The following is a 25,332-nucleotide window of genomic DNA, read 5'->3' as shown; positions in this document are numbered from 1 at the left end:
GTTTGTCGCGAAGGCCACCTTCTGCCCGAAGTACATGAAGGCCCCTTTCGCCTCACCCCGGAACGCTATGAACGGCCCGTTCCTTGCAAATTTTGCAAGTAACGGGCCGTTCATAGCACTTCAAGAGCAGTACGCGACGTGCGTCAGGCGTGGTCGTCTTCGCCGAGGCGGTGGACGCGGATGAGGTTGGTCGAGCCGACCGTTCCGGGAGGCGAGCCGGCGACGATGACCACCAGGTCACCCTTGGCGTACTTGCCCATTTCGAGCATCGCGTGGTCGACCTGCTGGATCATCTGGTCGGTGGAGTCCACCTTCGGCACGATCCGCGTCGTGGTGCCCCAGGTCATCGCGAGCTGGCTGCGGACGTTCTCCTCCGGCGTGAAGGCCAGCAGCGGCAGCCGCGTGTGCAGCCGCGCGAGCCGCCGGACCGTGTCGCCGGACTGGGTGAAGGCGACCAGTGCCTTGGCGTTGAGCCGCTCGCCGATGTCGCGGGCCGCGTAGGAGATGACGCCGCGCTTGGTACGCGGGACGTGCGACAGCGGCGGCACGACCGGGGAGTCGGTCTCGACGGCCTCGATGATGCGGCCCATGGTCTGGACGACCTCGATGGCGTAGCGGCCGACGCTGGTCTCACCCGAGAGCATGAGCGCGTCGGCGCCGTCGAGCACCGCGTTGGCGACGTCGGAGGCCTCCGCGCGGGTCGGGCGGGAGCTGTTGATCATCGACTCGAGCATCTGCGTCGCGACGATGACCGGCTTCGCGTTCTCGCGGGCGATCTGAATGGTGCGCTTCTGCACCAGCGGGACCTGCTCCAGCGGGAGTTCCACACCGAGGTCGCCACGGGCGATCATCACCGCGTCGAAGGCGAGCACGATGGCCTCGAGGTTGTAGACCGCCTCGGGCTTCTCGATCTTCGCGACCACCGGGAGCCTGCCCTTGCCGACCCGGTCCATCACCTGGTGGACGAGGTCGATGTCGGCCGGCGAGCGGACGAACGACAGCGCGATGAAGTCCACGCCGAGTTCGAGCGCGAACTCGAGGTCTTCGATGTCCTTTTCGGACATCGCGGGCACGGAGACGTCCATGCCCGGCAGGGAAACGCCCTTGTTGTTGCTGACCGGGCCGCCTTCGGTGACCTCGCACACGACGTCCGGGCCCTCGACCTCTTTGACCACGAGGCCGACCTTGCCGTCGTCGACGAGCAGGCGGTCACCGGGCTTCGCGTCGTCGGCGAGTCCCTTGTAGGTGGTCGAGACACGGTCGTGCGTACCGGCGACGTCCTCGACGGTGATGCGCACGATGTCGCCGTTGTGCCACTCGACCGGACCGCCCGCGAAGGTGCCGAGACGGATCTTCGGCCCCTGGAGGTCGGCGAGAATGCCCACCGCACGACCGGATTCGGCGGCGGCGGCTCGGATGAGGTCGTAGACCTGCTTGTGGTCGCTGTGCGTCCCGTGGCTGAAGTTCATCCTCGCGACGTCCATCCCGGCGTCGACGAGTTGCCGCATCTTCTCCGGCGTAGCGGTCGCGGGGCCCAGGGTACAAACGATCTTCGCGCGTCGGCTCACGTTCGTACAGCGTAGTCCCTCATCGCGGATTCGTCTGTACCGATACCGAAAGTTCAAGAAAAGTGTCAGTTGACCTGGCCGATGGTTAACCCCTGAACAGGGTTCGAAGGTTATCGGCGCGGCTTCTCGCTCGGCCCGACCCGGTCCCGCGCCCATTCGTTGAACGCCCGGACCTGACGCCACGCCTTCCGGACCCGGTCGAGCGCGACCCGCTCGTGCAGGACGTCGTCCGGCTCCCAGACGCGGACCGCGTACACCGAGCGGTACCTCAGCAGGTCGATCCGCGGATGATCCTCGGCGAACCCGCGGGGCTTCGACTTGAGGCGGTCGCCGTTGATCTCCCAGCCCGCCTTCTCCAGCTTCACGAGCAGCTTGGCCAGGTCGGCGCCGTGCGGTTCGGTGTCGACGGCCCGGCGGAACCGGGCGAGCTGATCGGACTCGAAGTGGAAGCAGCCTCCGCCGACGCGCATCCCGGCCGGGCCGACCTCGACGTAGTACGCGCCGCCGCCACGCCCCTGCTCGATCACCGCGCCGCAATGGGTCTTGTACGGCGTCTTGTCCTTGGCGAACCGGACGTCACGGTACGGGCGGAAGACCTTCCCCGCACCGAATCCGTCGCCGAACTCGGGCACCAGCTCGGCCAGCAGCGCCTCCATCGGGGCGCGGACGTCGGCCTGGTAGGTGGCGAGGTTCGCGTCCCAATAGGACTTGGAGTTGTCGGCCTCGAGACCGTCGTAGAAGTCGATGGCGTACTCACCGAAACCCTCGAAACCCATGCCGTGACGGTAATCCCCGCCACCGACAAGTACGTGAAGGCCCCCTTCCGGCACCTAGGCGCAAGGAAGGGGGCCTTCACGTACTTCCGTCTTTACTTGGCCAGAGCGGTGATCAGCTCGCCGTTGGCGGTGTCACCGGACAGCTCCCAGAAGAAAGCGCCGCCGAGACCCTGATTCTTGGCGTAGCCGACCTTGCCGCCGATGGTCGCCGGGGTGTCGTAGCTCCACCAGTTGTCGCCGCACTTGGCGTAGGCGGTGCCCGCGACGGTGCCGGTGGCCGGGCAGGTGCTCTTCAGGACCTTGTAGTCCTCGATGCCCGCTTCATAGGTGCCCTGCGCCGCACCGGTCGCGGTGCCGCCCGGGGCGTCCTGGGTGACACCGGTCCAGCCGCGGCCGTAGAACCCGATGCCCAGCAGCAGCTTGTCCGCCGGGACACCCTTGCTCTTCAGCTTCTGGATCGCCGCGTCGGAGTGGAAGCCCGCGGTCGGGATGCCGGCGTAGTCGTTCAGCGGCGAGTGCGGGGCCGTCGGGCCCTGCGCGGCCCACGCGCCGAAGTAGTCGTAGGTCATGACGTTGTACCAGTCGAAGTACTGCGAGGCGCCGCCGTAGTCCGCGGCGTCGATCTTGCCGCCGGGGGTGCCGTCGGCGGTGATCGCCGCGGTGACCAGCTTCGAGCCGAACTTGGTCCGCAGCGCCTGCGCCAGATTCTTGATCGAGGCGGCACCGCTGGTGTCACACGAGAGCCCGCAGGCGTTCGGGTACTCCCAGTCGATGTCGATGCCGTCGAAGACACCGGCCCAGCGCGGGTCGTTGAGCAGGTTGTAGCAGGAGTCGGCGAACGCGGCCGGGTTCTTCGCGGCCTCCGCGAAGCCGCCGGACCAGGTCCAGCCGCCGAAGGACCACAGCACCTTGAGGTTCGGGTACTTGGCCTTGAGCTTCTTCAGCTGGTTGAAGTTCCCGCGCAGCGCGCCGGTGTCCCAGGTGTCCGCGACACCGTCCACGCTGGCGGCGGCGTCGTAGAACTTACTGGTGGCCGCTTCGGCGTCACCGATCGCGCAGCCGCCGTTGGTCACGTTGCCGAACGAGTAGTTGATATGGGTCAGCTTGCTCGCCGAGCCCGAGGTGTCGATGTTCTTCACATGGTAGTTCCGCTGGTAAACGCCCCATTCGGCGAAGTACCCGAGGACCTTTCCGACCGACGCGTCCTGCGCTTCGGGTGCGGCGGTCGCCTGCTGCGCCGGCGCGGCGACGGCCAGCGCTCCCAGTGCGACGGCCGCGGCACCCACGATCGCGGTGATCCTGCTCAAACGGGACATGCGTTCTCCCTTCCAGGTCACCACCAGTGACGAGAAGACTGCGGTGGAGACACGCACAAGTTAAGTGGACTAGACCACTGCGTCAATGGTTCATACCAAGACTTTCGGATGGACATTTTCGAACATTCCTTGACGGAAATATGCCCTGCGAGGCACATTCCCCGCATGATGCAGACTTTCGAGATCCTCGCCGAGCCGCGGCGGCGGACCATTCTCGACCTCCTCCGCGACGGCGAACGGTCGGTCAACGAGCTGGTCGAGGTCCTCGAATTGAGCCAACCGGCGGTATCGAAGCACCTGCGCGTACTACGCGAGGCTGGTCTGGTCACCGTCCGCGTCGCCGCGCAGCGCCGGTGCTATCGGCTCCGCCCCGAGCCGCTCGCGGAGGTCGACGCCTGGCTCGCGCCGTACCGCCGGTTCTGGGAGGGCCGGATCGACGCGGTCGGACAGCACCCGGACGAACCCAGTTAGTGAATAGGTACCGGTTCGAACGTGCGGCACGCGGCCTCCGAGTACTCCCTTGGTACGCCGGAAAGTAAGCGGTTGCCCCCGGCTTTCGGCGGTGGTTGCCTTGCCGTGCCGGAAGATCATCGCCGCTGGGAGGACCTACGTGACCGAGACGCCGACATTGTACGAATGGGCGGGCGGGATGGACGCCTTCCGGAGCCTGACCCGGATCTTCTACGGCCACGTCCTGAAGGACCCGTTGCTGGAGCCGGTCTTCCGCGACATGGACCCCGGCCACCCCGAGCACGTCGCGATCTGGCTCGCCGAGGTGTTCGGCGGCCCGGAGACCTACAGCGGCGAGCACGGCGGGCACCGGCACATGGTCGGGCGGCACCTCGGCAGGGCGATCACCGAGGAGCAGCGGCGCCGCTGGGTGAACCTGCTCTTCGACGCCGCCGACGAGGCAGGGCTCCCGGCCGACCCGGAGTTCCGGTCCGCCTTCGCCGCGTATGTCGAGTGGGGCAGCCGGCTCGCGGTGATGTTCTCCCAGCCCGGCCGCGAGGTCACCGTCCCCGAGCCGATGCCGAAGTGGGACTGGGGTAACAGGCCGCCCTGGCAGCCGCCGTCGGACTGAGTGGCCCATAGTGGGGCGGTCGGGAAAGGAGGCCGCCGTGATCCGGGTCGACGGCCGGACCCTGCGCTGCGCGGACGTCGTGACCGCCGCGAGCACCGAGGGTCCGCTGAGCATTGACGTTCCGATCGCCGCCCTGCGCAACGCCGAAAGCGCGTGGAAGCTCGCCGAGGAGCTGAGTACGCGCCGCGTCGTCTACGGCCGCACCACCGGCGTCGGCGCCAACAAGGAGGACCCGGTCGGCGAAGGCGAGTCGCCCGACCACGGCCTGCGTCTGCTGCGCAGCCACGCGGGCGGCAGCGGCGACGTCATGTCCCCCGGCCAGACCAGGGCGATGATGCTGATCCGGCTCAACCAGCTGCTGGCCGGGCGCGCCGGGCTCAGCCCCGAACTGATCGGCGCGCTGGCGGACGCCGTCCGGACCGGGGCGTTGCCGCTGGTGCACCGGCTCGGCGCGATCGGCACCGGCGACCTCGCCCCGCTCGCCGAAACCGCGCTCGCGCTCACCGGGGAACGGCCGTGGCTGGCCGGCGATGTGCCGCCGGTACCGGTGCAGGCGGGTGACGCGCTGGCGTTCATGAGCAGCAACGCCGCGACGCTGGCCGAAGCGACCATCGCGGCCATGCGGCTCGACACGCTCACGAGGGCCAGTCACACCATCGCCGCGCTGACCTACATCGCGCTCGACGGGAACCCGGAGGCCTACGCGACGCCGGTGCACGAGGCGCGGCCGCACGCCGGGCAGGTCGCGTGCGCCGCGGAGATGCGGCGGCTGCTCGGGATGGAGGGCACGCCGAAACCCGGGCGCCGGATCCAGGATCCGTTCGGGCTCCGGGCGTTCCCGCAGGTGCAGGGCCCCGCGCTGGACGCGATCCACTACCTGCGCGACGTGCTCGCGGTGGAGATCAACGCCAGCACCGAGAACCCGATGATCTCGACGGAGTACCAGGACGCCTATCACCACGCGCATTTCCACACCGCGTACGTGTCGACCGCGCTCGACCAGGTGCGGGCGACGGTGCACCAGGTCGCCGAACTGTCGGTGGCCCGGCTGGGAGACCTGGTGGAACCGGAGTTCACCGGGCTGCGGCCGTTCCTCGCGGCCGGGCCGTCGGGCAGTTCGGGCGTGATGATCCTGGAGTACGTCGCGCACGACGCGCTCACCGAACTGCGACAGGCCGCGCTCCCGGCGACGTTGGGCACCGCCGTCGTATCCCGCGGGATCGAGGACCACGCGAGCTTCTCCACACAGGCCGCACGGGCCGCGACCGCTGCTGGGACGGCGTACCAGCAGGTGCTGGCGTGCGAACTCGTCGCGGCCGTCCGGGCGCTGCGGATGCGGAAGTCCGAACTCGTCGCCCTGCCCGCGAGGGACGCCTACGAGGCCGCCGCGGCCGTGCTCGACCCGAGCGTCGAAGACCGTCCGCTCACCGAGGACATCGCCCGCGCGGTGTCCCTTTTGGACACCTTCGCCCGCATTTAACCCGCGTTTCGTCCTCTAGTTGCGTTAGTTGGTGGCACGAACCACCGCAACTAGAGGACGAAACGCGGACTCGTGAGCGGGCGAGGGTCAGCAGCAGCCGCGGAGGGCGAGGGAGCGGAGCCGGGCGGTCGTGGCCGGAGCGGGCGGGCGGTTGGCGGCGGCTTCGACGGCGTCGAGCATCCGCCGCCGCGCCGTCCGGTCCAGGACGCGTCCCCGGGTGATCACCGTGTCGATCTTCGCGATGTTCCGGATGTCGGCGGCCGGATTCGCGTCCAGCAGCACGAGATCCGCCTCCTTCCCCGCCGTGACCGTGCCCGAAGTCCGTTCCCTGCCGAGGAATTTCGCCGCGTCGGCGGTGACGGTCTTGAGCGCCTGCACCGGCGAGAGCCCGGCCTCGATCAAAAAGGCCAGTTCCTCGTGCAGCCCGCTTCCGGGGAACGTGTACGGATTGAGGCAGTCGGTGCCGCCGATGAGCCCGACGCCGGCTTCGTGCGCCTCCCCGACCAACCGCAACGTCGCCTGGTAATACCGCTCCTGCAAGGCGATCTGCTCAGGCGTCTTCGGCGCGAACCGCTCGATGCCCATGGCCCAGGACTCGCGGAGGTCGGCGGGCACGTACTTCAGCCGCGGGTCGTACTTGTGGGTGGCGGCGGGCTGCGTGACGATCCGGTTGATCGTCAGCGTCGGCGAATGCCAGGTGCCGTTGCGCCGCAGCCGGCCGAAGTAGGCGCGAGCCGCGGCGGGGCTGTACGCCGACACCGACTCGAACTCCAGCTGACGGGCCAGGTTGAAGAAGTCCCGTGGCGCTTCGGGGTCGTAGGGCGTCTCCACCAGCCTGGCGAGGATCTCGTCGCGCCGGGTCGAGCAGTGGATGGACGTGCCGAAGAAATGCTCGAAACTGTGCATCCCGAGGTCGCTCGCGTCGACGTGGGACAGCTTGTACGGCCAGTGCCCGGAGAACCGCAGGTCCTGCGCGCGTGTCTCCTCCGCGATCGCGCGCGCGGCGTCGGCACCGAGGTAGGAGTAGATCTTGACGAACTCCGCGCCCGCCGCCTTCTCCGCGCGGACGGCCGCCTTCGCCTCGGCTTCGGTCGACACCTGGAGCACCGGCGGGGTCAGCAGGGTGACCGGCCCGTCGACGATCCCGCTGGCCAGCACGCTGCGCGGGCCGAGCAGGTCCCCGCGTTCGATCTTGTCCCGGGTGGCCCGGTTCTCGGCGTAGCCCCACATCTCGCGGGTGCCGGTGACGCCGTGGACCAGGTGCAGCGGCGGGACGATCTCCTCGAGGTCCAGACCATGCGTGTGCATGTCCCAGAGCCCCGGGATGAGGAACTTCCCCCGGCCGTCGATCACCCGCGCGCCACCGGTGTCCGGAACCTGACCGGAGTCGCCGACCCAGGCGATCCGCTCGTCGGCGAGCACCACGGAAACGTCCCGGCGCGGCGCCGAACCCGTGCCGTCGATCAGGGTGACCTGCGTGATGACGACGATCGCACCGGCCGCCGAGGCCGTGCCGGGCAGCATCCCGGCGACCGCTACCCCGGCCCCGCTGACGGCCAGCCACCGGAGGAAGTCCCGCCTGTTGGATTCCGCGCCGACCATGAGAAACCAGCCCCTTTCACCTGATCCCCCGAGTGGCCGATTCAACTCGTAGCGCGTGCGGAGCCGCAAGGTCGACAAAGGCCCCTTACCTGAGCTCAGCACAAAGTAAGGGGCCTTCGTCGTGGAACGATCGAGCGTGGATCGATCAGCCGAAGAAGACTTCGGCCTCTTCGTACCGCTCCGCCGGAACGGTCTTCAGCTCGGCGGTCGCCTCGGAAAGCTTGACCCGCACGATGTCGGTGCCGCGCAGCGCGACCATCACACCGAAGTCGCCATCGGCGACGGCGTCGACGGCGTTGAGGCCGAACCGGGTGGCGAGCACGCGGTCGTAGGCCGTCGGCGTGCCACCACGCTGGACGTGGCCGAGCACGACCGCACGCGACTCCTTGCCGGTGCGGGCCGCGATCTCGTCGGCCAGCCAGGTGCCGATGCCGCCGAGCCGGACGTGCCCGAAGGCGTCCTTCTCGCCGGTGAGCAGTCGCTCCTCGCCGCCCTCGGGCAGCGCGCCTTCGGCGACCACGATGATCGGCGCGTACTCCTTCTCGAAGCGGCGCTCGACCCACTCGACGACCTGGTCGACACTGAAGTGCCGCTCCGGCACCAGGATCACGCTGGCGCCGCCGGCGAGGCCGGAGTGCAGCGCGATCCAGCCCGCGTGCCGCCCCATGACCTCGACGACGAGGGCACGGTGGTGCGACTCGGCGGTGGTGTGCAGCCGGTCGATGGCCTCGGTGGCGATCGAGACCGCCGTGTCGAAGCCGAAGGTGTAGTCGGTGGCGCCGAGGTCGTTGTCGATCGTCTTGGGCACCCCGACGACGCCGATGCCGTCGTCGGTGAGCCGCTTCGCGACGCCGAGGGTGTCCTCGCCGCCGATCGCGATCAGGGCGTCGACCTGCTGCTCCGCGAGCACGGACTTGATCTTGTCGACACCGCCGTCGACCTTGTACGGGTTGGTCCGCGACGACCGCAGGATCGTGCCACCGCGGGTGAGGATGTCTTCGACGTCGTTCAGGCCGAGCGGACGGCTGTCCCCGGTGAGGGGACCGTTCCAGCCGTTGCGGAACCCGACGATGTCCCAGCCGTGCACCTCGATGCCCTTGCGCACCACGGCGCGGATCACCGCGTTGAGTCCCGGGCAGTCGCCACCACCGGTCAGCACACCGACACGCATCAAAAGCCTCCGTCTTGTGTTCCGTAGAGATGACAGTCACATGTCCCGGCACCAGCGTAGCGGCAGTTCTCTGGATCGGTGCAGGGCGTACCACCTCGGGAATCGGTCCATGTCCCGGATGTGCTAGCTTGGCGTCGTGCAGCGCTATTCCTGGTTTACGAAGCCGGCCCCGGGTGGGCACGGCGGCGTGAACCTGCGCTGACCTCCACCTCCGAGCCGGATTTCGAACCGGCTCGGCGAGGTCCCGCGGGTCGGTATCCCTTTCGAAAGGAACCAGACCCGCGATGTCTCCCTCCGCTGACACCTTGATCGCCCTCGACGGGCACCGCACGGCGGCCATCAACCCCTTGCTGTCGCCCGCGATGCTGCGGCACGAACATCCGATGACGACGGAGATCGCCGATACCGTCCTAGCCGGGCGGGCCTCGGCCGTCGACATCCTCGACGGCCGGGACGACCGGCTCCTCGTCGTGGTCGGGCCCTGCTCGGTGCACGACGCGGACGCCGCGCTCGACTACGCCCGCCGCCTCGCCGCCAAAGCCGAAGAACACCGCCGCGACCTGCACATCGTCATGCGCGTCTACTTCGAGAAGCCGCGTACGACGCTGGGCTGGAAGGGCCTCATCAACGACCCCGGCCTCGACGGCACCTACGAGGTCAACCAGGGCCTGCGGATGGCGCGCAAACTGCTGCTCGACGTCTCCGCGCTGGGCCTGCCGGTCGGCTGTGAATTCCTCGACCCGATCACCCCGCAGTTCATCGCCGACACCGTGACCTGGGGTTCGATCGGCGCGCGGACCGCGGCGAGCCAGGTGCACCGGCAGCTGTGCAGCGCGTTGTCGATGCCGGTCGGGATCAAGAACTCGACCGAGGGCGACGTCCAGGTCGCCGTCGACGCGACCCGCGCGGCCGGCGCGAGCCACGTGTTCGCCGGGATCAACCCCGACGGGCTGGCGGCGCTGATCACCACGGCCGGCAACGAGGACTGCCACGTGATCCTGCGCGGCAGCGCCGCCGGGCCGAACTACGACGCCGCGACGGTGACCGACACGCTGGCGAGGCTGGCGAAGTCGGGGCTGCCGGAGCGCGTGATCATCGACGCGAGCCACGGCAACAGCGCGAAGGACCACGTGCGGCAGGCTGCGGTGGTCCGCGAACTCGCCGAGCGGATCGGCGCCGGTGAGCGGGGCATCGCCGGGCTGATGCTGGAGAGCTTCCTGGTGCCGGGGCGTCAGGACCTGACACTGGGCAAGGCGGCCGAGCTGACCTACGGGCAGTCGATCACCGACGCCTGCCTCGGGTGGGACGCGACGGCCGACCTCCTGGACACATTGGCGGAGGCCGTCGACTCGCGCCGCTGAGTGCTGGGTCGCGAACGCTATGAACGGCCCGTTACTTGCAAATTTTGCAAGTAACGGGCCGTTCATAGCACGCGAGAGAGGCCTACCGGTGCCAGTAGGACTCGATGATCCCCCACCGCTGGAAGTTGTGGCGCGCGTCCGCGAGGGCGTCGTGCTGGTCGTCCGGCGCGGCCGGGAGCTTCGGCTTCCCCGCGTCTTCCCAGCGTTGCCGCAGGTCACGGGTGAAACGCGGCAGCTGACGCGGCAGCGCCGGCATCGGGCCCCACAGCTGCGCCAGCGCGACGTGGTCGTAGGCGGCGAACCAGGCCCACAGTTCGATCCCGCCGGGCGGCTTGCCGAAGAACTCGAGGAGGTCCGTACGGATCTTCTCGCGGCTGCGCCAAGCGGGGTCCGCGGGCGAAGGGAGTTTCGGGAGCACGTGGTCGCGGACCCAGGGTCCGGCCTTGCCGGGATCGAAATCGGTCGAGACCGCGTAGAACTCGCGTCCTCTTTCGTCCACGACACCGATCGACACCAGGTCGATGGTCACGCCGTCCTCGATGAATTCGGTGTCGTAGAAGAATCGCACCGCAGAACCCTAGTGGTGCCTCAGCCGACCTTGGACTCCGGGATACGGGCGACGTCGTGGGCGGACGGCTGCGCGGGCACCTTCGGGCGGATCCCCGCTTCGTCGGCGGCCAGCAGTTCCTTCGCCTTGGCGGCGTAGATGTCGACGTATTCCTGACCGGAAAGCTCCATCAGGGCGTACATGATCTCGTCGGTGATGGACCGCTCGATGAAGCGGTCGCCGGCGAGGCCCTCGTAGCGCGAGAAGTCGAGCGGCTTGCCGAAGCGGATCTCGAGGCGGCGCGGCCACCACATCTTCGAGCCGATCGGGTTCACCTTGTCGGTCCCGACCATGGCCACCGGGACCACCAGGCCGCCGGAGTCGAGCGCGATCCGCGCGACGCCGGTCTTGCCCTTGTACAGGCGGCCGTCCGGGGAGCGGGTGCCCTCGGGGTAGATGCCGAGGAGGTGCCCCTCGCGGACCAGGCGGGTCGCGGTGTCGAGCGCGGCCTGCGCCGCGTTGCCGCCGGAGCGGTCGATCGGGAACTGGCCGACACCGGTGAAGAACCACTTCTTCAGCAGGCCCTTGAGGCCCTTCTCGGTGAAGTACTCCGATTTGGCCGGGAAGGTCACCTTGCGCTTGACCCGAAGCGGCATGAAGAAGGAATCCGCGACCGCCAGGTGGTTGCCCGCGAGGATCACGCCACCACCCGCCGGGATGTTCTCCGCGCCGGTCACCTTGGTAGGCCACAGCGCCTTGAGCAGTGGCCCGATAAACACGTGTTTCATGAGCCAGTACAGCACTGCGAAAACTCCTCCTAGCAGCTCAACCCCTGCGCCCGATGGTCAAGACTACGAAGCCCGCCACCCAGGCACAACGAAGTCCACCCGGTTACCCGTACCCAGCGACGGATCTCACACCCGTGCCGGGCGGATTCCGGCTGCGGCCGGGACCCCACAACGCCCTCGGCTCGTGCGAACATAGGAGACCTACCCAGCTCTCATGGAAGGCAATCCCATGGCCGTCCTCGCCGGCGCGGAACCGTTCGCCCACACCGGTTCGACCGAAGCCGGGTTCTTGTTGTGCCATGGATTCACCGGGACCCCGGCGAGCCTGCGGCCCTGGGGAGACCACCTGGCCGAGGCCGGCTACACGGTGCGCTGCCCGCTGCTGCCCGGGCACGGCACCCGGTGGCAGGACATGAACCGGACAGGCTGGGAGGACTGGTACGGCACGGTCCGCGAAGAGCTTCTCGCGCTGTTCTCGACGTGCGACTCGGTCTTCGTCGCCGGGTTGTCGATGGGCGGGACACTGACCCTGCGGCTGGCCGAGGAGTTCGGCGACCGGATCGCCGGAATCGTGCTCGTGAACCCCTCGATCATGACGCTGCGGTGGGACGCCAAGCTGCTGCCGGTGCTGTCGAAGGTGCTGCCCTCGGTGCCCGGCGTGGCCAACGACATCGCGAAGCCGGGCGAAACGGAACTGGCCTACTCGCGGACGCCGGTGCGCGCCGCGGCGAGCCTCGCCCGGTTGTGGCGGCTCACCCGCGCCGATCTGCCCAAGGTCACGCAGCCGGTACTGCTGCTGCATTCGGCCGTCGACCATGTGGTGGAGCCGCAGAACTCGCGGATCATCCTCGACGGGATCGGCAGCGAAGACGTCACCGAGGTGGTGCTGGAAAACAGCTTCCACGTCGCGACTCAAGACCATGACGCAGGCCTGATCTTCACGCGTACGGTGGACTTCGCCCGGACCGTACGCCGGGCGGGACAGGTGGACGCCGGATGAGCAGGGGCAAGGACGGGCCGGAGGACGTCGACGCGACGTTCGCCGAGATCGTGGCCGACCTCCGGGCGGAGGGCGTCGGCCTGATCCCGGAAGAAGACATCGGGCAACCCTCCGGGAAGACCGCCGAAAAGGCCGAGAAGGCTGAAAAGCCGTCGGAGAAGACGCCCCGCCCCGATCCCGCGGACGCCGAGCCGGAACCGGGGTGGCGCGGCGGCGGCACCAGCTGGGACAAGACCCTCTTCGAGGACGCCCCGGCCGGTTCGAGCGACGACGAAGGCCACTACGTGCCGCCGGAGCCGCCTCCCCTGCCGCGCCCGCGCAAGGGCGCGTTCATCGTCCTGTTGTTCTTCGTGCTCGGCCTGCTGCTCCTGATCGCACCCGGCCTGATCGGGATGGGCACGCGCCTGGGCACGCCGCTGGGCATCCTGGCGCTGGCGACCGCGATCGCGCTGCTCCTGCTGCGGGTTCGCCAGGGGCCGCCGCCCGGCGCGGACCCGAACAACGGCGCGCAGGTCTGAACTGCCGGACAATCCCGATCATGAAGATCGACTTCACCCCCTCACGCCGGTCGACGGTCGGCGCGGAATGGGAACTCGCCCTCGTCGACCGGCGGACCGGTGAGCTGGCCTCGGTCGCCGAGGAGGTGCTCGACGCCGTGCGTCCCGGCGGCGAGGAGGAGCACCCCAAGATCAAGCAGGAGCTGCTGCTCAACACCATCGAGGTGATCAGCGGGATCTGCGACACGATCGCCGAGGTCAAGGCCGATCTGAACGAGTCGCTGGACGTCGTGCACTCGGTGCTCGACCCGCTGGGCGTGGAGGTGTTCTCCGCCGGGTCGCACCCGTTCTCGACCTGGTACCAGCAGAAGGTCACCGACAAGGAGCGCTACGCCAAGCTCATCGACCGCACCCAGTGGTGGGGGCGGCAGATGCTGATCTACGGCGTCCACGTGCACGTCGGGCTCGACCACCGCGACAAGGCGCTGCCCGTGCTGGACGCGCTGCTCAACTACGCGCCGCATCTGCAGGCGCTGTCGGCGTCTTCGCCGTACTGGGGCGCGGAGGACACCGGATACGCGTCGAACCGCGCGCTGATGTTCCAGCAGCTGCCGACGGCCGGGCTCCCGTTCCAGTTCCGCAAGTGGACCGAGCTGGAGAGCTACGTCGACGACATGTTCACCACCGGGGTGATCGACCACTTCTCCGAGATCCGCTGGGACATCCGGCCGGCGCCGCATTTCGGCACGATCGAGATGCGCGTGTGCGACGGGCTGCCGACGCTGGAGGAGGTCGGCGCGATCGCGGCGCTGACCCAGTGCCTGGTCGACGACTTCAGCGCGCGCCTCGACGACGGCGAGATCCTGCCCACCCTGCCGCCGTGGCACGTCCAGGAGAACAAGTGGCGCGCGGCGCGCTACGGCATCGACGCGATCATCATCCTCGACGCCGCCGGCAACGAACGGCCCGTCACCGACGACACCCTGGACCTGCTGGACCGGCTCGAACCGGTGGCGCGGCGGCTGAACTGCGCCGACGAACTGCGAGGCGTGGAGACGATCCTGCGGTACGGGCCCAGCTACCTGCGTCAACGCGCGGTGGCGAAGCAGTCCAGCGGCAGCCTTCGCGCCGTCGTCGCGTCCCTCATCGCCGAGATGCGCGACGGGAAGATCGCCCGCCCCTGATGCCGCGTTTCGTCCTCTAGTTGCGATAGTTCGACGTCTGACTACCGCGACTAGAGGACTACTTGCGGTCGAGGTGGTCGAGGTGCGTCAGGAGGGTGGCGGGGCCGAAAGTGGCGGCGCCCAGGGCTTCGACGCGGGAGCGTAGTTCGCGATCTGCGGTCACGACGACGACGTGGTCATCCGGCCGTGCGGCGCGGGCTTCCCGCGCCACGGCCACGATCTTCGAGTCACCGTCGGTCTCGGCGTCGACGACCTCGACACCGGACACCGGCTCGACGCCCCGGGCCTTGCCCTCGACGACCAGCACGACCTTCGGCCACCACGACCACTCCCCGCCACTCGGCAGCGCCGGATCGGAGAACCCGGTCTCGGCCAGCGTCGCGAGCTTGTCCCGCAGCCGTTCCGCGGCCCCGCGCCGGTCACGCCACCAGCCGTCCGGCCTCGAACCGACGACGTTGGCGCCGTCGACCACCAGTACCAGGCTGCGATCCAAGTGTTCCCTCAATCCCGGCCAGGCCGCCGCGAAGTCGCGGTGCAGACGGAAAGCCGCGACCTCGTCCGGTGGGACCCAGCGCAGTTCCGCGCTCTCCGCGTTCTTCACCCGCGCCGAGAGCCTGCCGATCGGTGCGGCCAAAATCGTTGTGTAGCGCCAATTCCCATGGTCCACACGCGACGCGGCGAGCGGACGGACGCCCTCAGGCGGGACGTCGGCTTCCTCGTGCGCCTCGCGGGTGGCCGCCTCGCGCGGGCTCTCCCCCGCCTCGACCGCTCCGCCGGGCAGCGCCCAGGTGCGCCCGTGGTGGACCCACCAGGCGCGGCGTTGCAGGAGGACACCGCGTTCGGGATCGGACAGCAACAGCCCGGCGGCACCGTTCAGGCCCCAGTGAAGATGCCCGAAGTCGCACTTCACGAAGCCGTTGCCGTGTGGGCGGGTCACCGTCTCAGCCTGTCACACCGACCTCGGCGCCGGGAGCCTTCGCCGCGTCGACGGCCAGTGCCGCCGCGCCGACGATGGCGGTGTCGTCCCCGTGGTGCGCGGTGCGGATCCGCGCCAGCGGCCGGTGCCCGGCGCCGGTGATCTTGCCCGCGTAATGCTCACGCGCCTCGTCGAGGAACAGCGGCGCCGATTCGGACACCCCGCCGCCGATCACGATGATCTCGGGGTCGAAGACGTCGGCGACCAGCGCCAGTCCTTCGGCGAGCCATTTCGCCAGTTCGGTCATCGCGCGCTGGGCGATCGGGTCGCCGTCGCGGGCGGCACCGGCGACGCGGCGCCCGGTCACCGAACCCGGGTCTCCCCTGGTCTCCCGCGCCAGCACCGTCGACCGGCCGGGATGCCGCGCGAGCAGCTCCACCGCCGTCGCGGCCAGCGCCGTCCCGCTGCAGTACCGCTCCCAGCAGCCGTACTTCCCGCACGGGCAGGCCCGCCCGCCGGGGACGACCGTCAGGTGCCCGAGTTCCGGCGCGACGCCGTACGCGCCCCGGTAGATCTTGCCGTCGAGCAGCAGACCGGCGCCGATCCCGGTGCCCAGCGCGATCAGCGCCGCGACGTGCGCACCCCGCGCGGCCCCGAACCGGAACTCGCCGACGGCGGCGGCGTTCGCGTCGTGCTCCAAGGTCACCGGGAGGCCGACGCGCTTCTCGATCCGCTCGGCGACCGGGGCGTCGCGCCAGGACAGATGCGGCGCGAACATCACCGTCCGCCGGTCCTTCGCGACGAACCCCGCGACAGCGAGCCCGACGCCGGAGACGTCATGGCGGTTGCGGAGGTCTTCGATGACGCCGGCGATGGCGTCTTCGAGCGCGTTCTCCTCGCCAGGGGTGCCCACCCTGGCGGTGTCCATCAGCGAGCCGTGCTCGTCCACCACGCCGGCGCGCACGCTCGTGCCCCCGACGTCCACCCCTACCGTCAGCACTCAGTTCTCCCGATCAGGCTGCCAAGCATCGCGCCTGGTCACCGTGATGTGCTGGACCCGCGAAGCTCCCACCGGCGAATCTTCCCGCGCGGCGGGTTTACCCGCAGGTTGGAACCCCGGCATGTGCACCCCGCCCTCGGGCTCCCAGCGGTCCGCGAGCACCGCCCGCAGCAACGCGACGAGCTGCGCGGCCTGCTCCATCAGGCGGGCCACGAACTCGGGGCGCTCGCCGCGGAAGATCTCGACGATCGCGCACAGCGGGCACCAGGAGCCGGGCTCGTGTTCAGGGCAGCCGTGACCGGCGGAGATGAGCCCCTCCAGCCAGGGCGCGGCGTGTTCGACGACCAGTTCCACCAGCAGGCGGATCTCTTCGGCCAGTTTGAGCTGCCCTGGTCCGGTGTTCTCGCTGTGCTCGCTCACCCGGGTCCCCGGTTCCCGGCCAGGCTGACGACCAGGCCGTGCGCGTCGGATTCCGCACCGGTGATCCGGCACGGGCGCAACATCTCCGGCAGCGCGATCAGCCGCCGGAAACCGTCCACGGTGACGGCGAGATCATCGTCCACTCTGGCCAGGTCCACTTCGGAATCGCGGTGCAGCGGCACGGTGATCCGCAGCCGGTAGCCCTCGTCCGATTCGGACACCTGGAGCAGTGGGGTAACACCCTTTCCGTTGCCGGTCAAGGGATCCAGGCCTTCGTAAAGCTCGTACGCGATTTCCTGCAGTGCCTCGAGCCCGACCGGCTCGACGGCGCGATGCTCGACGGGCTTCACCAGTTCCGGCCCGAAGCCGGCCTCGGCGAGTTCGGCGAGGACGACGTTCTGCTGCGCCCGCCGGGTCCGCATCCACGAAGCCGCGGCACCGCGCCAGAACCCGGGCGCGGGCATCAGCCGGTTGACGATCAGGCCGTCGACCCGGATCCCGCGCAGCGCCAGGGAACTGAGGGTGCGGCGGGCTTCGGCGACGACGACGCGTTCCGGCGTCAGCACCAGCCGGACGGTGGTCACCGACGGATCGGTCAGCAGCGTGCGCAGCGACTCCAGGTGCGCGCCGAGCCGCCGTACCGCGGCCGCCGTCCTTCGCGCGCCCGGTTTGGCCTGCCAGCCGAACATCCGGGTCAGGTAGCCCGAGACGGCTTCCGGCAAAGCCAGCAGGCGCAGCGTTTCCGCGGTCGGGCCACAGTCGACCACGACCGTCTCCCAGGGACCGTGTTCGGCGAGGCGCTGGACTTCGGTGAGGGCGAGCAGTTCGTCGACGCCGGGCACCACGGTCAGCTCTTCGGCGTCGAGCGAGTCGAGGCCCGCTCCGGCGAGCGCGGTCTGGATCTCCTGACGCAATTCGCGCCAGGTGCTGTCGACGAGGCTGCGTGAGTCGATCTGCGCGGCGTGCAAGAGCCCCGACGTACTCCCCCACGCGGAGGGGCCATCGGGCACAACGTCCACTTCGGACGGTTCCGCGCCGAGCGCGCGGCCGAAGGCGTCACCGAGGGAATGCGCGGGATCGGTCGAGACCACGAGCGTCTTCCTGCCCCGGCCGGCCAGTGCCGCGGCCGTCGCCGCGGCCAGCGTGGTCTTACCGACACCCCCCTTGCCGGTGAAAAGCAGGATCCGCATGCCTACCTTTCGAACTCAGGATGCTTCGGCGCGCTTCTTGAGCTCCTTGAGCGCGGTGTCCATGACCATCTTCTCGGCCTTACGGCGCAGCAGCCCGATCATCGGCAGCGCCAATTCGACGGACAGCGTATACGTCACCTTGGTACGGCCCCCGCCCAGCGCTTCGAGGGCGTAGCGGCCGTTCTGGGCCTTCTGCATCTGCCCCTTGATCAGGTGCCAGCTGACTCCCTGGCCGTCGGCGTCCCAGTCGTACTCAAGGGTGTAGACGTCCTTGATCGGACCGGCGTCGAGGGTGAGTTTCACCTGCTTGGCGCGGCCGTTGTCGTCCTCGCCGAGTATCTCGGTCTGCCGGACGGCCTTGGCCCATTCCGGGTACGCGGGAAAGTCGGCGATGACCGCCATCACCCGCTCGGGCTCGGCGTCGACCTCGATGGATTGCGTGGACTGCTCGGCCATGAACGCAGCCTAGCCGGGACCGACGGTCACCAGCGAAGCACGTATGGCTGTGCCGTCTCTTTGAAGTGACCGACGTTACGGCATTCGGTCCTGCCGAGCCTGGTCCGCGCCGTCAGCGGCTGGTGGACGTGGCCGAAGAGCGACCACCGGGGCCGCTGCTCACGGATGAGGTCCACCAGCGCCGCCGACCCGATCTCCGAACGCCGCGCGATCACGTCGTAGGTCAGGTCGGGGATGGCGGGCGGGATGTGCGTGCACAGGACGTCGACGTTTTCGAGCGCGCTCACCGCGACGTCGTACTCCTCGCGGGTGCGCAGGTACGGCCGCCAGAAGCCGTTGCGCCGCGGGACGACGTTCGGGGGGAGCAACGCGCCGCCGATGAAACCGAATCGCAATCCGCCGAATTCGGCGACCTCGCCGTCGAGGACCTGGATGCCGTCGCCGGCGAACTGGGGCCACAGCGACGGGTCGTCGACGTTGCCCGGAGTCGCGTACGTCGGCGCCGTCAGAGCGCCGAACAGCGTCGCGTACTGATCCAGGATCGCCTCGCCGACGGCGGCCGCCGGATCGGCCAAAGTGGCCCACAACGATCGCGAAAAGGCAACGGTCTCATCACGAGTGCCCTCACGCCGCAGCCGCGCGAACTCGCCCACCTTCTCGGCGCCGAAGAGCGCGCCCATGATGCCCTTGTCGTGCTCGCGGTAGTCGACGAAGTCCAGCAGATCGCCCAGCACGACCAACGCGTCGGCGCCGTCGCCCGCGCGTTTGAGCGCGTCGGCGTTGCCGTGGACGTCCGACACCACGTGAACCCGCATCCCGCTCCCCTGTGCTTCCCCGGGCTTCCTGCGCCGGGCTTCCCCGTGCCCCTAGCCGGCCCGCGGGCCGATACCGGGCTCGCGGCCGTCCTCCAGGACTTCCTTGAGCCCGAGCGCGATCCCTTTCGCGGCACGGGCTCTGCGGTCGAACTCGCGGCGCAGGTCCCGCGGCGCCAGCGCGCGCGGCTCCCCGTCCGGTCCGGCGGGGGTGGCGCGCAGGAAGTAGTGCAGCAGGGTGCCGTCGAGCACGGGCTCGAGCCACACCTCCATGGTACCGATCAAGGCTCCGCGCACGGTCCAGCGCAAACCCTTGTCCCCACGGTCGGTGTAGACCTCGAGAACGAGGTCCGGCCAGTAACGTGACCAAGATCGCGGATCGGCGAAAGCGGCGGCCACGGTGGACGGCGGGACCACGATGAAGGTCTCGTCAACGAGGTCGAGAGCTGGCGGCGCCTGGTTCACACGCGGCAGAATGTCATGCCCTGGGTATGGCCGATTCGTCAGCATGGTCTTAAGGTGCACGACACGCTAAGTTGACTGGCGGGTAACACCGGTCACACCACTTGCACGCGAACACGGAGGTTCCTCGTGCGCGAATACAGCGCTCCCGCCGCCAATCCGGTGACCGACGACGAGAACCTCGCCGACGTCGTCTGGGCGAACGCCGAGCGGTTCTCCGATGTCGTGAGTTTCCGCCGTCAGGTCGACGGTACCTGGTTGGACATCACCGCGAAAGAATTCGCGGCTCAGGTTCTCGCCGTCGCCAAGGGAATGGCACAGGCAGGTATCGCTCCGGGCGACCGGATCGGGCTCATGTCCAAGACCCGCTACGAATGGACCCTGATCGATTTCGCGATCTGGGCCGCCGGAGCGGTCACCGTCCCGATCTACGACACCTCCTCGGCCGAGCAGGTCCACTGGATCCTCTCGGACTCGGCGGCCAAGGCCGTGTTCGTGGAGACCGACGAGCACGTCGCGACGCTGGACAGCGTCAAGGGGCGCCTCGACACGCTCGAGCACACCTGGCAGATCGAGGCCGCCAACCCCGTCATCGACGATCTCACCGCCCAGGGCGCCGTACTGAGCGACGACGACCTGCACGAGCGGCGCCGTTCGGTGAAGGCGGGCGACCTCGCCACGATCGTGTACACGTCAGGCACGACCGGCCGCCCCAAGGGCGTCGAGCTGACCCACCGGAACCTGCTCGCGGAGATCCGCGCCGACATCGCCGCGTTCCCGCAGCTGATGGAACAGGGCAACTCGCTACTGGTGTTCCTGCCGCTGGCGCACGTCCTGGCCCGCGCCATCGCGGTGACCGCGCTCAGCGCGCGAGTGACCCTCGGGCACACCTCGGACGTCAAGAACCTGGTCGCCGACCTCGGCACCTTCCGGCCGACGTTCGTCGTCGCCGTGCCGCGCGTGTTCGAAAAGGTCTACAACAGCGCGAAGCAGAAGGCCCACGGCGACGGCAAGGGCAAGATCTTCGACGCCGCCGAAGCCACCGCCGTCGCCTACAGCCAGGCTCAGGACACCGGCGGCGCCGGGCTCGGCCTGAAGGTCAAGCACGCGCTGTTCGACAAGCTCGTCTTCAGCAAGCTGCGGGCCGCCCTCGGCGGTCGCTGTGTCGCGGCGGTGTCCGGCGGTGCCCCGCTCGGCGTGCGGCTGGCGCACTTCTTCCGCGGCATCGGCGTCCCGGTGTTCGAGGGCTACGGCCTCACCGAGACCTCGGCGGCGGCCTGCGTCGGCACCCAGGACGGGTTCCGCGTCGGCACCGTCGGCAGGCCGGTCGCCGGCACCTCGGTGCGGATCGCCGACGACGGCGAGATCCTGCTGAAGGGTGACGTCGTCTTCGGCGGCTACTTCAACAACCCCGAGGCCACCGCCGAATCGCTGGAAGACGGCTGGTTCCACACCGGCGACCTCGGCGAACTGGACAGCGACGGCTTCCTCAAGATCACCGGGCGCAAGAAGGAGATCATCGTCACCGCGGGCGGCAAGAACGTCGCGCCGTCGGGGCTCGAGGACTCCATCAAGGCCAGCCCGCTGATCAGCCAGGCGATGGTCGTCGGCGACCAGCGGCCGTTCATCGGCGCGCTGATCACCATCGACGAGGAGTACTTCCCGTCCTGGAAGTCGCAGCACAACAAGCCCGCCGACGCGACCGTGTCCGACCTGGCCGCCGACACCGAACTGCGCGCCGAGGTCCAGCAGGCCGTGGATCAGGCCAACAGCGTGGTTTCGCAGGCCGAGGCGATCAAGAAGTTCACGATCCTCTCCAGGGACTTCACCGAGGCCGGCGGCGAGATCACGCCGAGCCTCAAACTGAAGCGCAACATCGTGAACAAGAACTACGCGAACGACATCGAGTCGCTCTACAAGAAGTAGCTTCTCAAGTACGTGAAGGCCCCCTTCCCTACGCTCAAGGTAGGGAAGGGGGCCTTCACGTACTTTGTGGCGCGGCACCGCACTCACGTGATCAGAGACGGATCTCGCGTGATCAGACGCCGTACACACGAGTTCGGCATCCAGTCACGTGAGTTCCGTGCCTGATCACGCGAGTCACGCCGCAAGCAGAGGACTAAACGCGGGGTGTCTCGATCTTCGCGTCCCACTCGATGTGGTGCTGGTAGAGCCAGTTCCGGCCCTCGTCCGACGTCGTCCCCGTCGACACCGCGGCGCTGCTCGCCACCAGCTTCTCCACCCGCGCCCGCCGCAGCCGTTCGTAGACCGCGAAAGCCGTTGGCGCGTCGGGAAGATCGCGCAGGCACTGGGCCAGCACGACACTGTCCTCCAGCGCCATCGACGCCCCCTGCCCCGCGGCCGGCGAAGCAGCGTGCGCCGCGTCCCCGACGAGCACCATCGAGGAGTTCCACCACACCGGGGTGGAAGGCACGTCGTAGGAGTGACCGCCGAAGACGTCGTCGCCCGTCGAACCGATGATTTCCGCCGCGGGCAACGGTTCCCCGTCGAAGGCCGCGAAGGCCGTCGTGCGCCACTCGGCAGGTGTGAGGCCGACCCGGACGCCTTCAGCGGTGGGCAACCGCGCGAACCAGTAGGTCGAACCGTCGGGAGTGCTGGTGTAGCCGAAGAAGGCGTGCTGACTCTGGATCATCCGATAGAGCGACGGCGCCTGCGGGACGCTCTTGTCTGTCGTATAGCCGTAGACGACGTCGAGGCCCGTCGAACGCGGCGGCGGGCACGAAGCGTCGATGAGGTTCCGGACGACCGAACGCAGACCGTCGGCACCGATCAGGATGTCGCCTTCGGCCGAAGTCCCGTCCTCGAACCGCGCGGTCCCCGGCGAGGCGGAAACCAGCCGCTTCCCGCGCTCGAAGGTGATCCCCCGCGAGATCGCTTCCTCCTGCAGCGCGCGATAAAGCGCCGCGCGAGTCAAAGTGCGCGGGCCCGCGAGGCCGTCAGTGCTGTCTACGTCGAATGAACGCCGCTCGACGGTCCGCCCGTCCGGCGTGACGAGTTCCAGCCCGACGGCGGCGAAGGAGCTCTCGATCACCGGCGCCTCGGCACCGATCGCCCGCAGCGCGTCCATGCCGTTGTGCATGATCGTGAGGAACGCGCCCGCGTCCTCACCGCCCGACGGGTACGCCTCGTGGACGCTCGCCTCGATCCCGGCCCGCTGCAACGCCATCGCGGTCACCGTGCCGGAGATACCGCCGCCGATGATCACAGCCTTCACCGCGAACCCCCTGTCGTGTCGCCGTCACCCGACGATACCGGGAAACGGCGACACGACAGCCGGGATCACGCGCCGCCGCTGGCGACGATGTCTCCGTTCACACCCTTGGGGAAGAACCCGCCCTCCTTCACCGGACCCGGGTTCAAGTACACGATGTTCAGCACCCGGTCGGCGCTGCGGCCGAAGCAGATGCCGTTGTTGTCGGTCGGCACGATGTTGGCCTGGTTGCCGAGCACGATGCCCTGGTCGTCGTCACCGGGACCGTCGAGGGCGTCGCGGGCGTTGGAGATCTTGGCCGCCGCGTCGCCGAGCTCGCGGTCGAACAGCGCGACCCGGATGGTGGCGGCGTGGTAGGCCTCGGCGGCCAGGATCCCGGCGGCCGCGTCCAGGAACGTCTTGTTGGTGATCAGCGGGGCCGCGCCCTTGTACGCGGTCACGCCGACGTCCTCGAACAGGTAGGCCGCGAGCAGGAAGTTCTTCTCATTTGCGAACGGGTCGAACTGCTGGTACTCGCTGATCAGCCCGGCCGCCCGCGCCGCGGCGGTGAAGCTGTCCTTGAGGTCGATCTCCGGCCGGGAGACGGCGGCCTCGCCCAGCGCGGTGCGCAGGAACTTGACGTGGGCGACCTCATCGCCCGCGATCTCCTTCGCGAACTGGTGCAGGGCCTTGTCGTGGAACATCACCTTCTTGCCGCCGACCACCCCGCCCTGGGTGCCGACGCCGCCGGTGATGTCGTCCGGCAGCCCTCGGCCGTGGACGGCGAAGGAATAGAACTCGGCCTCGAGATATTCGAGGTTGAGCGCGAAGTTGAGCACGGCCGCGTCACTGGGGGCGCCCGCCGCGGCGGCTTCCGCGGCCGCGTCACCCGTCGCCGAAGCGGACGAGGTGGCCTGTACCCCGAGATAGGTCGCGCCGACGACACCGAGCCCCGCCGCGCCGGCCGCCTTCAAGAACCGGCGACGGTCCGTACGGTTCTCGGCACTACGGGAGATCAGGGTACGAACGAACGGCTTTCCGAACACGAGTGGTTCCTCTCGTCCTTGCGGTGTACACCCACCCACTCGGACGTTCGGAACCACTCGTGAACCGGATTGGAAAAGATCTCGAACTTATTTCTTCGTCGCCGCGGCAAGGCGAACGCAGACGGCCAGACCGCGGATCGCCTCTTCGACTTCGGCCAGCTCAGGATACGTCGGGGCGATCCGGATGACGGCGTCGGAGGGGTCGTCGCCGTACGGGTGCGTCGCACCGGCCGGGGTCAGGGCGATGCCCGCCTCCTTGGCCAGCCGCACGACCTCCTTGGCGGTCCCGGCGGACACAGTCAGCGAGATGAAGTACCCGCCGGTCGGCTTGGTCCAGGACGCGAGGCCGGAGTCGCCCAGTTCCTTGGTGAGGATCTCGTCGACGGCCGCGAACTTCGGGCCGATGAGCCCCGCGTGCTTGCGCATGTGTTCCCGGACGCCGTCCTCGTCGCGCAGGAACAGCGCGTGCCGGAGCTGGTTGACCTTGTCCGGGCCGATGGTCCGCTTGCCGATCAGGCTGATCCACCAGGCCAGGTTGGCCTCCGACGCGCCGAAGAAGCCGACGCCGCCACCGGCGTAGGTCACCTTCGAGGTCGAGCCGAAGACGAAGACGCGGTCGGCGTTGCCCGCCTCGGCGGCCAGCGCGAACAGGTCCGCCAGCGGCACCTCGACGTCGGTGAGGTGGTGCACGGCGTAGGCGTTGTCCCAGAAGATCCGGAAGTCCGGGGCGGCCGTGGCCATCGCGGCCAGGCGGCGCACGGTGTCGTCACTGTAGGTGACGCCGGTCGGGTTGCTGTACTTCGGCACGCACCAGATGCCCTTGACGGCGGCGTCCTCGGCGACGAGGCGCTCGACGACGTCCATGTCCGGGCCGGTCTCGGTGAGCGGCACCTGGACCAGCTCGATGCCGAAGCGCTCGGCCAGCGCGAAGTGGCGGTCGTAGCCCGGGACGGGGCACAGGAAGACGATCCGCTCCTCGTCGGCCCAGCGGCGCTCGGCGCCGGGGAGCTTGCTGAGGTAGGCCTGCACGATCGCGTCGTGCATCAGCTCCAGGCTGGCGTTGCCCGCGGCCAGCAGCTGCTCGGCCGGGACCTGCAGCGGTCCGGCGAAGATGCGGCGGAGCTCGGGCAGGCCCTTGAGGCCGCCGTAGTTGCGGACGTCCGTGCCGTCTTCGGCCTTGCGCACGTCTCCGGGGAGGCCGAGCAGTCCGTCGGCGAGGTCCAGCTGGCGGGGGGACGGCTTGCCGCGGGTGATGTCCAGGGAGAGGCCACGGTCGACGAGGGCCGTGTAGTCCCGGCGAGCGCTCTCGACATCGACAGGTGCAGTGGTCATGCCTAACGCTAAACCCGGCGGCGGATCGGCGTGAGACGAGGGTGGCCTACGCCCGCGCCGCACAAGATCCCATAACGGTTCCGTCGTGTTTTCCACTATTCGTAACGAGGCCTAAT

The 25,332-nt window shown here is 69.0% G+C and carries 25 protein-coding genes; 8 read left to right on the top strand and 17 right to left on the bottom strand.

The window, feature by feature from the left end; genetic code table 11:
* Window positions 1-143: 143 nt before the first annotated feature.
* The 3 genes from pyk to ACLJRL_RS03810 form a co-directional block, all read right to left on the bottom strand.
* Complete coding sequence (gene pyk, locus ACLJRL_RS03820; protein WP_410654572.1) at window positions 144-1,568, bottom strand: pyruvate kinase; 1,425 nt, start codon at window positions 1,566-1,568, stop codon at window positions 144-146.
* A 110-nt stretch (window positions 1,569-1,678) separates the two neighbouring features.
* The gene (locus ACLJRL_RS03815) at window positions 1,679-2,344 is read right to left on the bottom strand and encodes a DUF2461 domain-containing protein (protein WP_410654571.1); all 666 of its coding nucleotides are present in this window, start codon (window positions 2,342-2,344) and stop codon (window positions 1,679-1,681) included.
* Between the two features lie 92 nt (window positions 2,345-2,436).
* A complete protein-coding gene (locus tag ACLJRL_RS03810; protein ID WP_410654570.1) occupies window positions 2,437-3,660 on the bottom strand; it encodes a glycoside hydrolase family 18 protein in 1,224 nt (407 codons plus the stop codon).
* Window positions 3,661-3,825: 165 nt separating this feature from the next.
* Between ACLJRL_RS03810 and ACLJRL_RS03805 the strand changes: the two genes are divergently transcribed.
* The 3 genes from ACLJRL_RS03805 to ACLJRL_RS03795 all read left to right on the top strand — a co-directional run bounded on the left by ACLJRL_RS03805 (window position 3,826) and on the right by ACLJRL_RS03795 (window position 6,221).
* Window positions 3,826-4,131 (top strand): ArsR/SmtB family transcription factor, encoded by a 306-nt coding sequence (locus tag ACLJRL_RS03805; protein WP_410654569.1) that lies wholly within the window; start codon window positions 3,826-3,828, stop codon window positions 4,129-4,131.
* Window positions 4,132-4,270: 139 nt separating this feature from the next.
* Window positions 4,271-4,741: a group II truncated hemoglobin gene (locus tag ACLJRL_RS03800; RefSeq protein ID WP_410654568.1), complete on the top strand. Its 471-nt coding sequence runs from the start codon at window positions 4,271-4,273 to the stop codon at window positions 4,739-4,741.
* A 37-nt stretch (window positions 4,742-4,778) separates the two neighbouring features.
* Entirely contained in the window at window positions 4,779-6,221 is a 1,443-nt protein-coding gene (locus ACLJRL_RS03795) for an aromatic amino acid ammonia-lyase (RefSeq protein WP_410654567.1), read from the top strand.
* A gap of 87 nt (window positions 6,222-6,308) precedes the next feature.
* On the opposite strand, the gene ACLJRL_RS03790 is transcribed toward ACLJRL_RS03795, so the two are convergent.
* Window positions 6,309-7,823: an amidohydrolase family protein gene (locus tag ACLJRL_RS03790; RefSeq protein WP_410654566.1), complete on the bottom strand. Its 1,515-nt coding sequence runs from the start codon at window positions 7,821-7,823 to the stop codon at window positions 6,309-6,311.
* Window positions 7,824-7,968: 145 nt separating this feature from the next.
* A complete protein-coding gene (locus ACLJRL_RS03785; protein ID WP_410654565.1) occupies window positions 7,969-8,994 on the bottom strand; it encodes a 6-phosphofructokinase in 1,026 nt (341 codons plus the stop codon).
* Between the two features lie 284 nt (window positions 8,995-9,278).
* Between ACLJRL_RS03785 and ACLJRL_RS03780 the strand changes: the two genes are divergently transcribed.
* Window positions 9,279-10,355: a 3-deoxy-7-phosphoheptulonate synthase gene (locus ACLJRL_RS03780; RefSeq protein ID WP_410654564.1), complete on the top strand. Its 1,077-nt coding sequence runs from the start codon at window positions 9,279-9,281 to the stop codon at window positions 10,353-10,355.
* Window positions 10,356-10,437: 82 nt separating this feature from the next.
* On the opposite strand, the gene ACLJRL_RS03775 is transcribed toward ACLJRL_RS03780, so the two are convergent.
* On the bottom strand, window positions 10,438-10,923 hold the full coding sequence (locus tag ACLJRL_RS03775) for a polyadenylate-specific 3'-exoribonuclease AS (protein WP_410654563.1): 486 nt from the start codon (window positions 10,921-10,923) through the stop codon (window positions 10,438-10,440).
* Between the two features lie 20 nt (window positions 10,924-10,943).
* On the bottom strand, window positions 10,944-11,705 hold the full coding sequence (locus ACLJRL_RS03770) for a lysophospholipid acyltransferase family protein (RefSeq protein WP_410654562.1): 762 nt from the start codon (window positions 11,703-11,705) through the stop codon (window positions 10,944-10,946).
* A gap of 214 nt (window positions 11,706-11,919) precedes the next feature.
* Between ACLJRL_RS03770 and ACLJRL_RS03765 the strand changes: the two genes are divergently transcribed.
* Genes ACLJRL_RS03765 through ACLJRL_RS03755 form a run of 3 tightly spaced genes read left to right on the top strand, consistent with a single transcriptional unit; the run spans window position 11,920 to window position 14,371 of the window.
* Entirely contained in the window at window positions 11,920-12,690 is a 771-nt protein-coding gene (locus ACLJRL_RS03765; protein ID WP_410655151.1) for an alpha/beta hydrolase, read from the top strand.
* On the top strand, window positions 12,687-13,208 hold the full coding sequence (locus tag ACLJRL_RS03760) for a hypothetical protein (RefSeq protein ID WP_410654561.1): 522 nt from the start codon (window positions 12,687-12,689) through the stop codon (window positions 13,206-13,208). Before ACLJRL_RS03765 ends, ACLJRL_RS03760 begins: the two co-directional genes overlap by 4 nt.
* A 20-nt stretch (window positions 13,209-13,228) precedes the next feature.
* Window positions 13,229-14,371: a glutamate--cysteine ligase gene (locus ACLJRL_RS03755; protein ID WP_410654560.1), complete on the top strand. Its 1,143-nt coding sequence runs from the start codon at window positions 13,229-13,231 to the stop codon at window positions 14,369-14,371.
* A gap of 58 nt (window positions 14,372-14,429) precedes the next feature.
* Here ACLJRL_RS03755 and ACLJRL_RS03750 read toward each other — a convergent pair whose 3' ends face one another.
* From ACLJRL_RS03750 to ACLJRL_RS03720, 7 genes are read right to left on the bottom strand one after another with little or no spacing between them, the layout of a single operon-like run.
* Entirely contained in the window at window positions 14,430-15,308 is an 879-nt protein-coding gene (locus tag ACLJRL_RS03750) for an NUDIX domain-containing protein (protein WP_410654559.1), read from the bottom strand.
* Between the two features lie 4 nt (window positions 15,309-15,312).
* Complete coding sequence (locus ACLJRL_RS03745; RefSeq protein ID WP_410655150.1) at window positions 15,313-16,272, bottom strand: ROK family protein; 960 nt, start codon at window positions 16,270-16,272, stop codon at window positions 15,313-15,315.
* Between the two features lie 15 nt (window positions 16,273-16,287).
* Window positions 16,288-16,707, bottom strand: a complete 420-nt coding sequence (locus ACLJRL_RS03740) for a hypothetical protein (RefSeq protein ID WP_410654558.1) — start codon at window positions 16,705-16,707, stop codon at window positions 16,288-16,290.
* Window positions 16,704-17,897, bottom strand: coding sequence for an ArsA family ATPase (locus ACLJRL_RS03735; protein ID WP_410654557.1), 1,194 nt, complete (start codon window positions 17,895-17,897; stop codon window positions 16,704-16,706). The genes ACLJRL_RS03740 and ACLJRL_RS03735 overlap by 4 nt, the downstream gene beginning before the upstream one ends.
* Window positions 17,898-17,912: 15 nt before the next feature.
* Window positions 17,913-18,353, bottom strand: coding sequence for an SRPBCC family protein (locus ACLJRL_RS03730; protein ID WP_410654556.1), 441 nt, complete (start codon window positions 18,351-18,353; stop codon window positions 17,913-17,915).
* 26 nt (window positions 18,354-18,379) lie between these two features.
* Entirely contained in the window at window positions 18,380-19,168 is a 789-nt protein-coding gene (locus ACLJRL_RS03725; RefSeq protein WP_410654555.1) for a metallophosphoesterase family protein, read from the bottom strand.
* Between the two features lie 51 nt (window positions 19,169-19,219).
* Window positions 19,220-19,630 carry a polyketide cyclase / dehydrase and lipid transport gene (locus ACLJRL_RS03720; protein WP_410654554.1) on the bottom strand — a complete coding sequence of 137 codons (411 nt, stop codon included), beginning with the start codon at window positions 19,628-19,630 and terminating at the stop codon, window positions 19,220-19,222.
* A 126-nt stretch (window positions 19,631-19,756) separates the two neighbouring features.
* Here ACLJRL_RS03720 and ACLJRL_RS03715 point away from each other — a divergent pair, with 126 nt between their 5' ends.
* Window positions 19,757-21,553 carry an AMP-dependent synthetase/ligase gene (locus ACLJRL_RS03715; RefSeq protein ID WP_410654553.1) on the top strand — a complete coding sequence of 599 codons (1,797 nt, stop codon included), beginning with the start codon at window positions 19,757-19,759 and terminating at the stop codon, window positions 21,551-21,553.
* A 193-nt stretch (window positions 21,554-21,746) separates the two neighbouring features.
* Here ACLJRL_RS03715 and ACLJRL_RS03710 read toward each other — a convergent pair whose 3' ends face one another.
* The 3 genes from ACLJRL_RS03710 to ACLJRL_RS03700 all read right to left on the bottom strand — a co-directional run bounded on the left by ACLJRL_RS03710 (window position 21,747) and on the right by ACLJRL_RS03700 (window position 25,216).
* Entirely contained in the window at window positions 21,747-22,862 is a 1,116-nt protein-coding gene (locus ACLJRL_RS03710; RefSeq protein WP_410654552.1) for an FAD-dependent oxidoreductase, read from the bottom strand.
* Between the two features lie 65 nt (window positions 22,863-22,927).
* Window positions 22,928-23,884, bottom strand: a complete 957-nt coding sequence (locus ACLJRL_RS03705) for a ferritin-like domain-containing protein (protein ID WP_410654551.1) — start codon at window positions 23,882-23,884, stop codon at window positions 22,928-22,930.
* A gap of 87 nt (window positions 23,885-23,971) precedes the next feature.
* Complete coding sequence (locus ACLJRL_RS03700) at window positions 23,972-25,216, bottom strand: aminotransferase class I/II-fold pyridoxal phosphate-dependent enzyme (protein ID WP_410654550.1); 1,245 nt, start codon at window positions 25,214-25,216, stop codon at window positions 23,972-23,974.
* Window positions 25,217-25,332 lie beyond the last annotated feature (116 nt).

This window comes from Amycolatopsis sp. lyj-112 (assembly GCF_046549055.1).
Classification (GTDB): Bacteria; Actinomycetota; Actinomycetes; order Mycobacteriales; family Pseudonocardiaceae; genus Amycolatopsis.
This window is presented reverse-complemented; position numbering and strand designations above follow the sequence as displayed.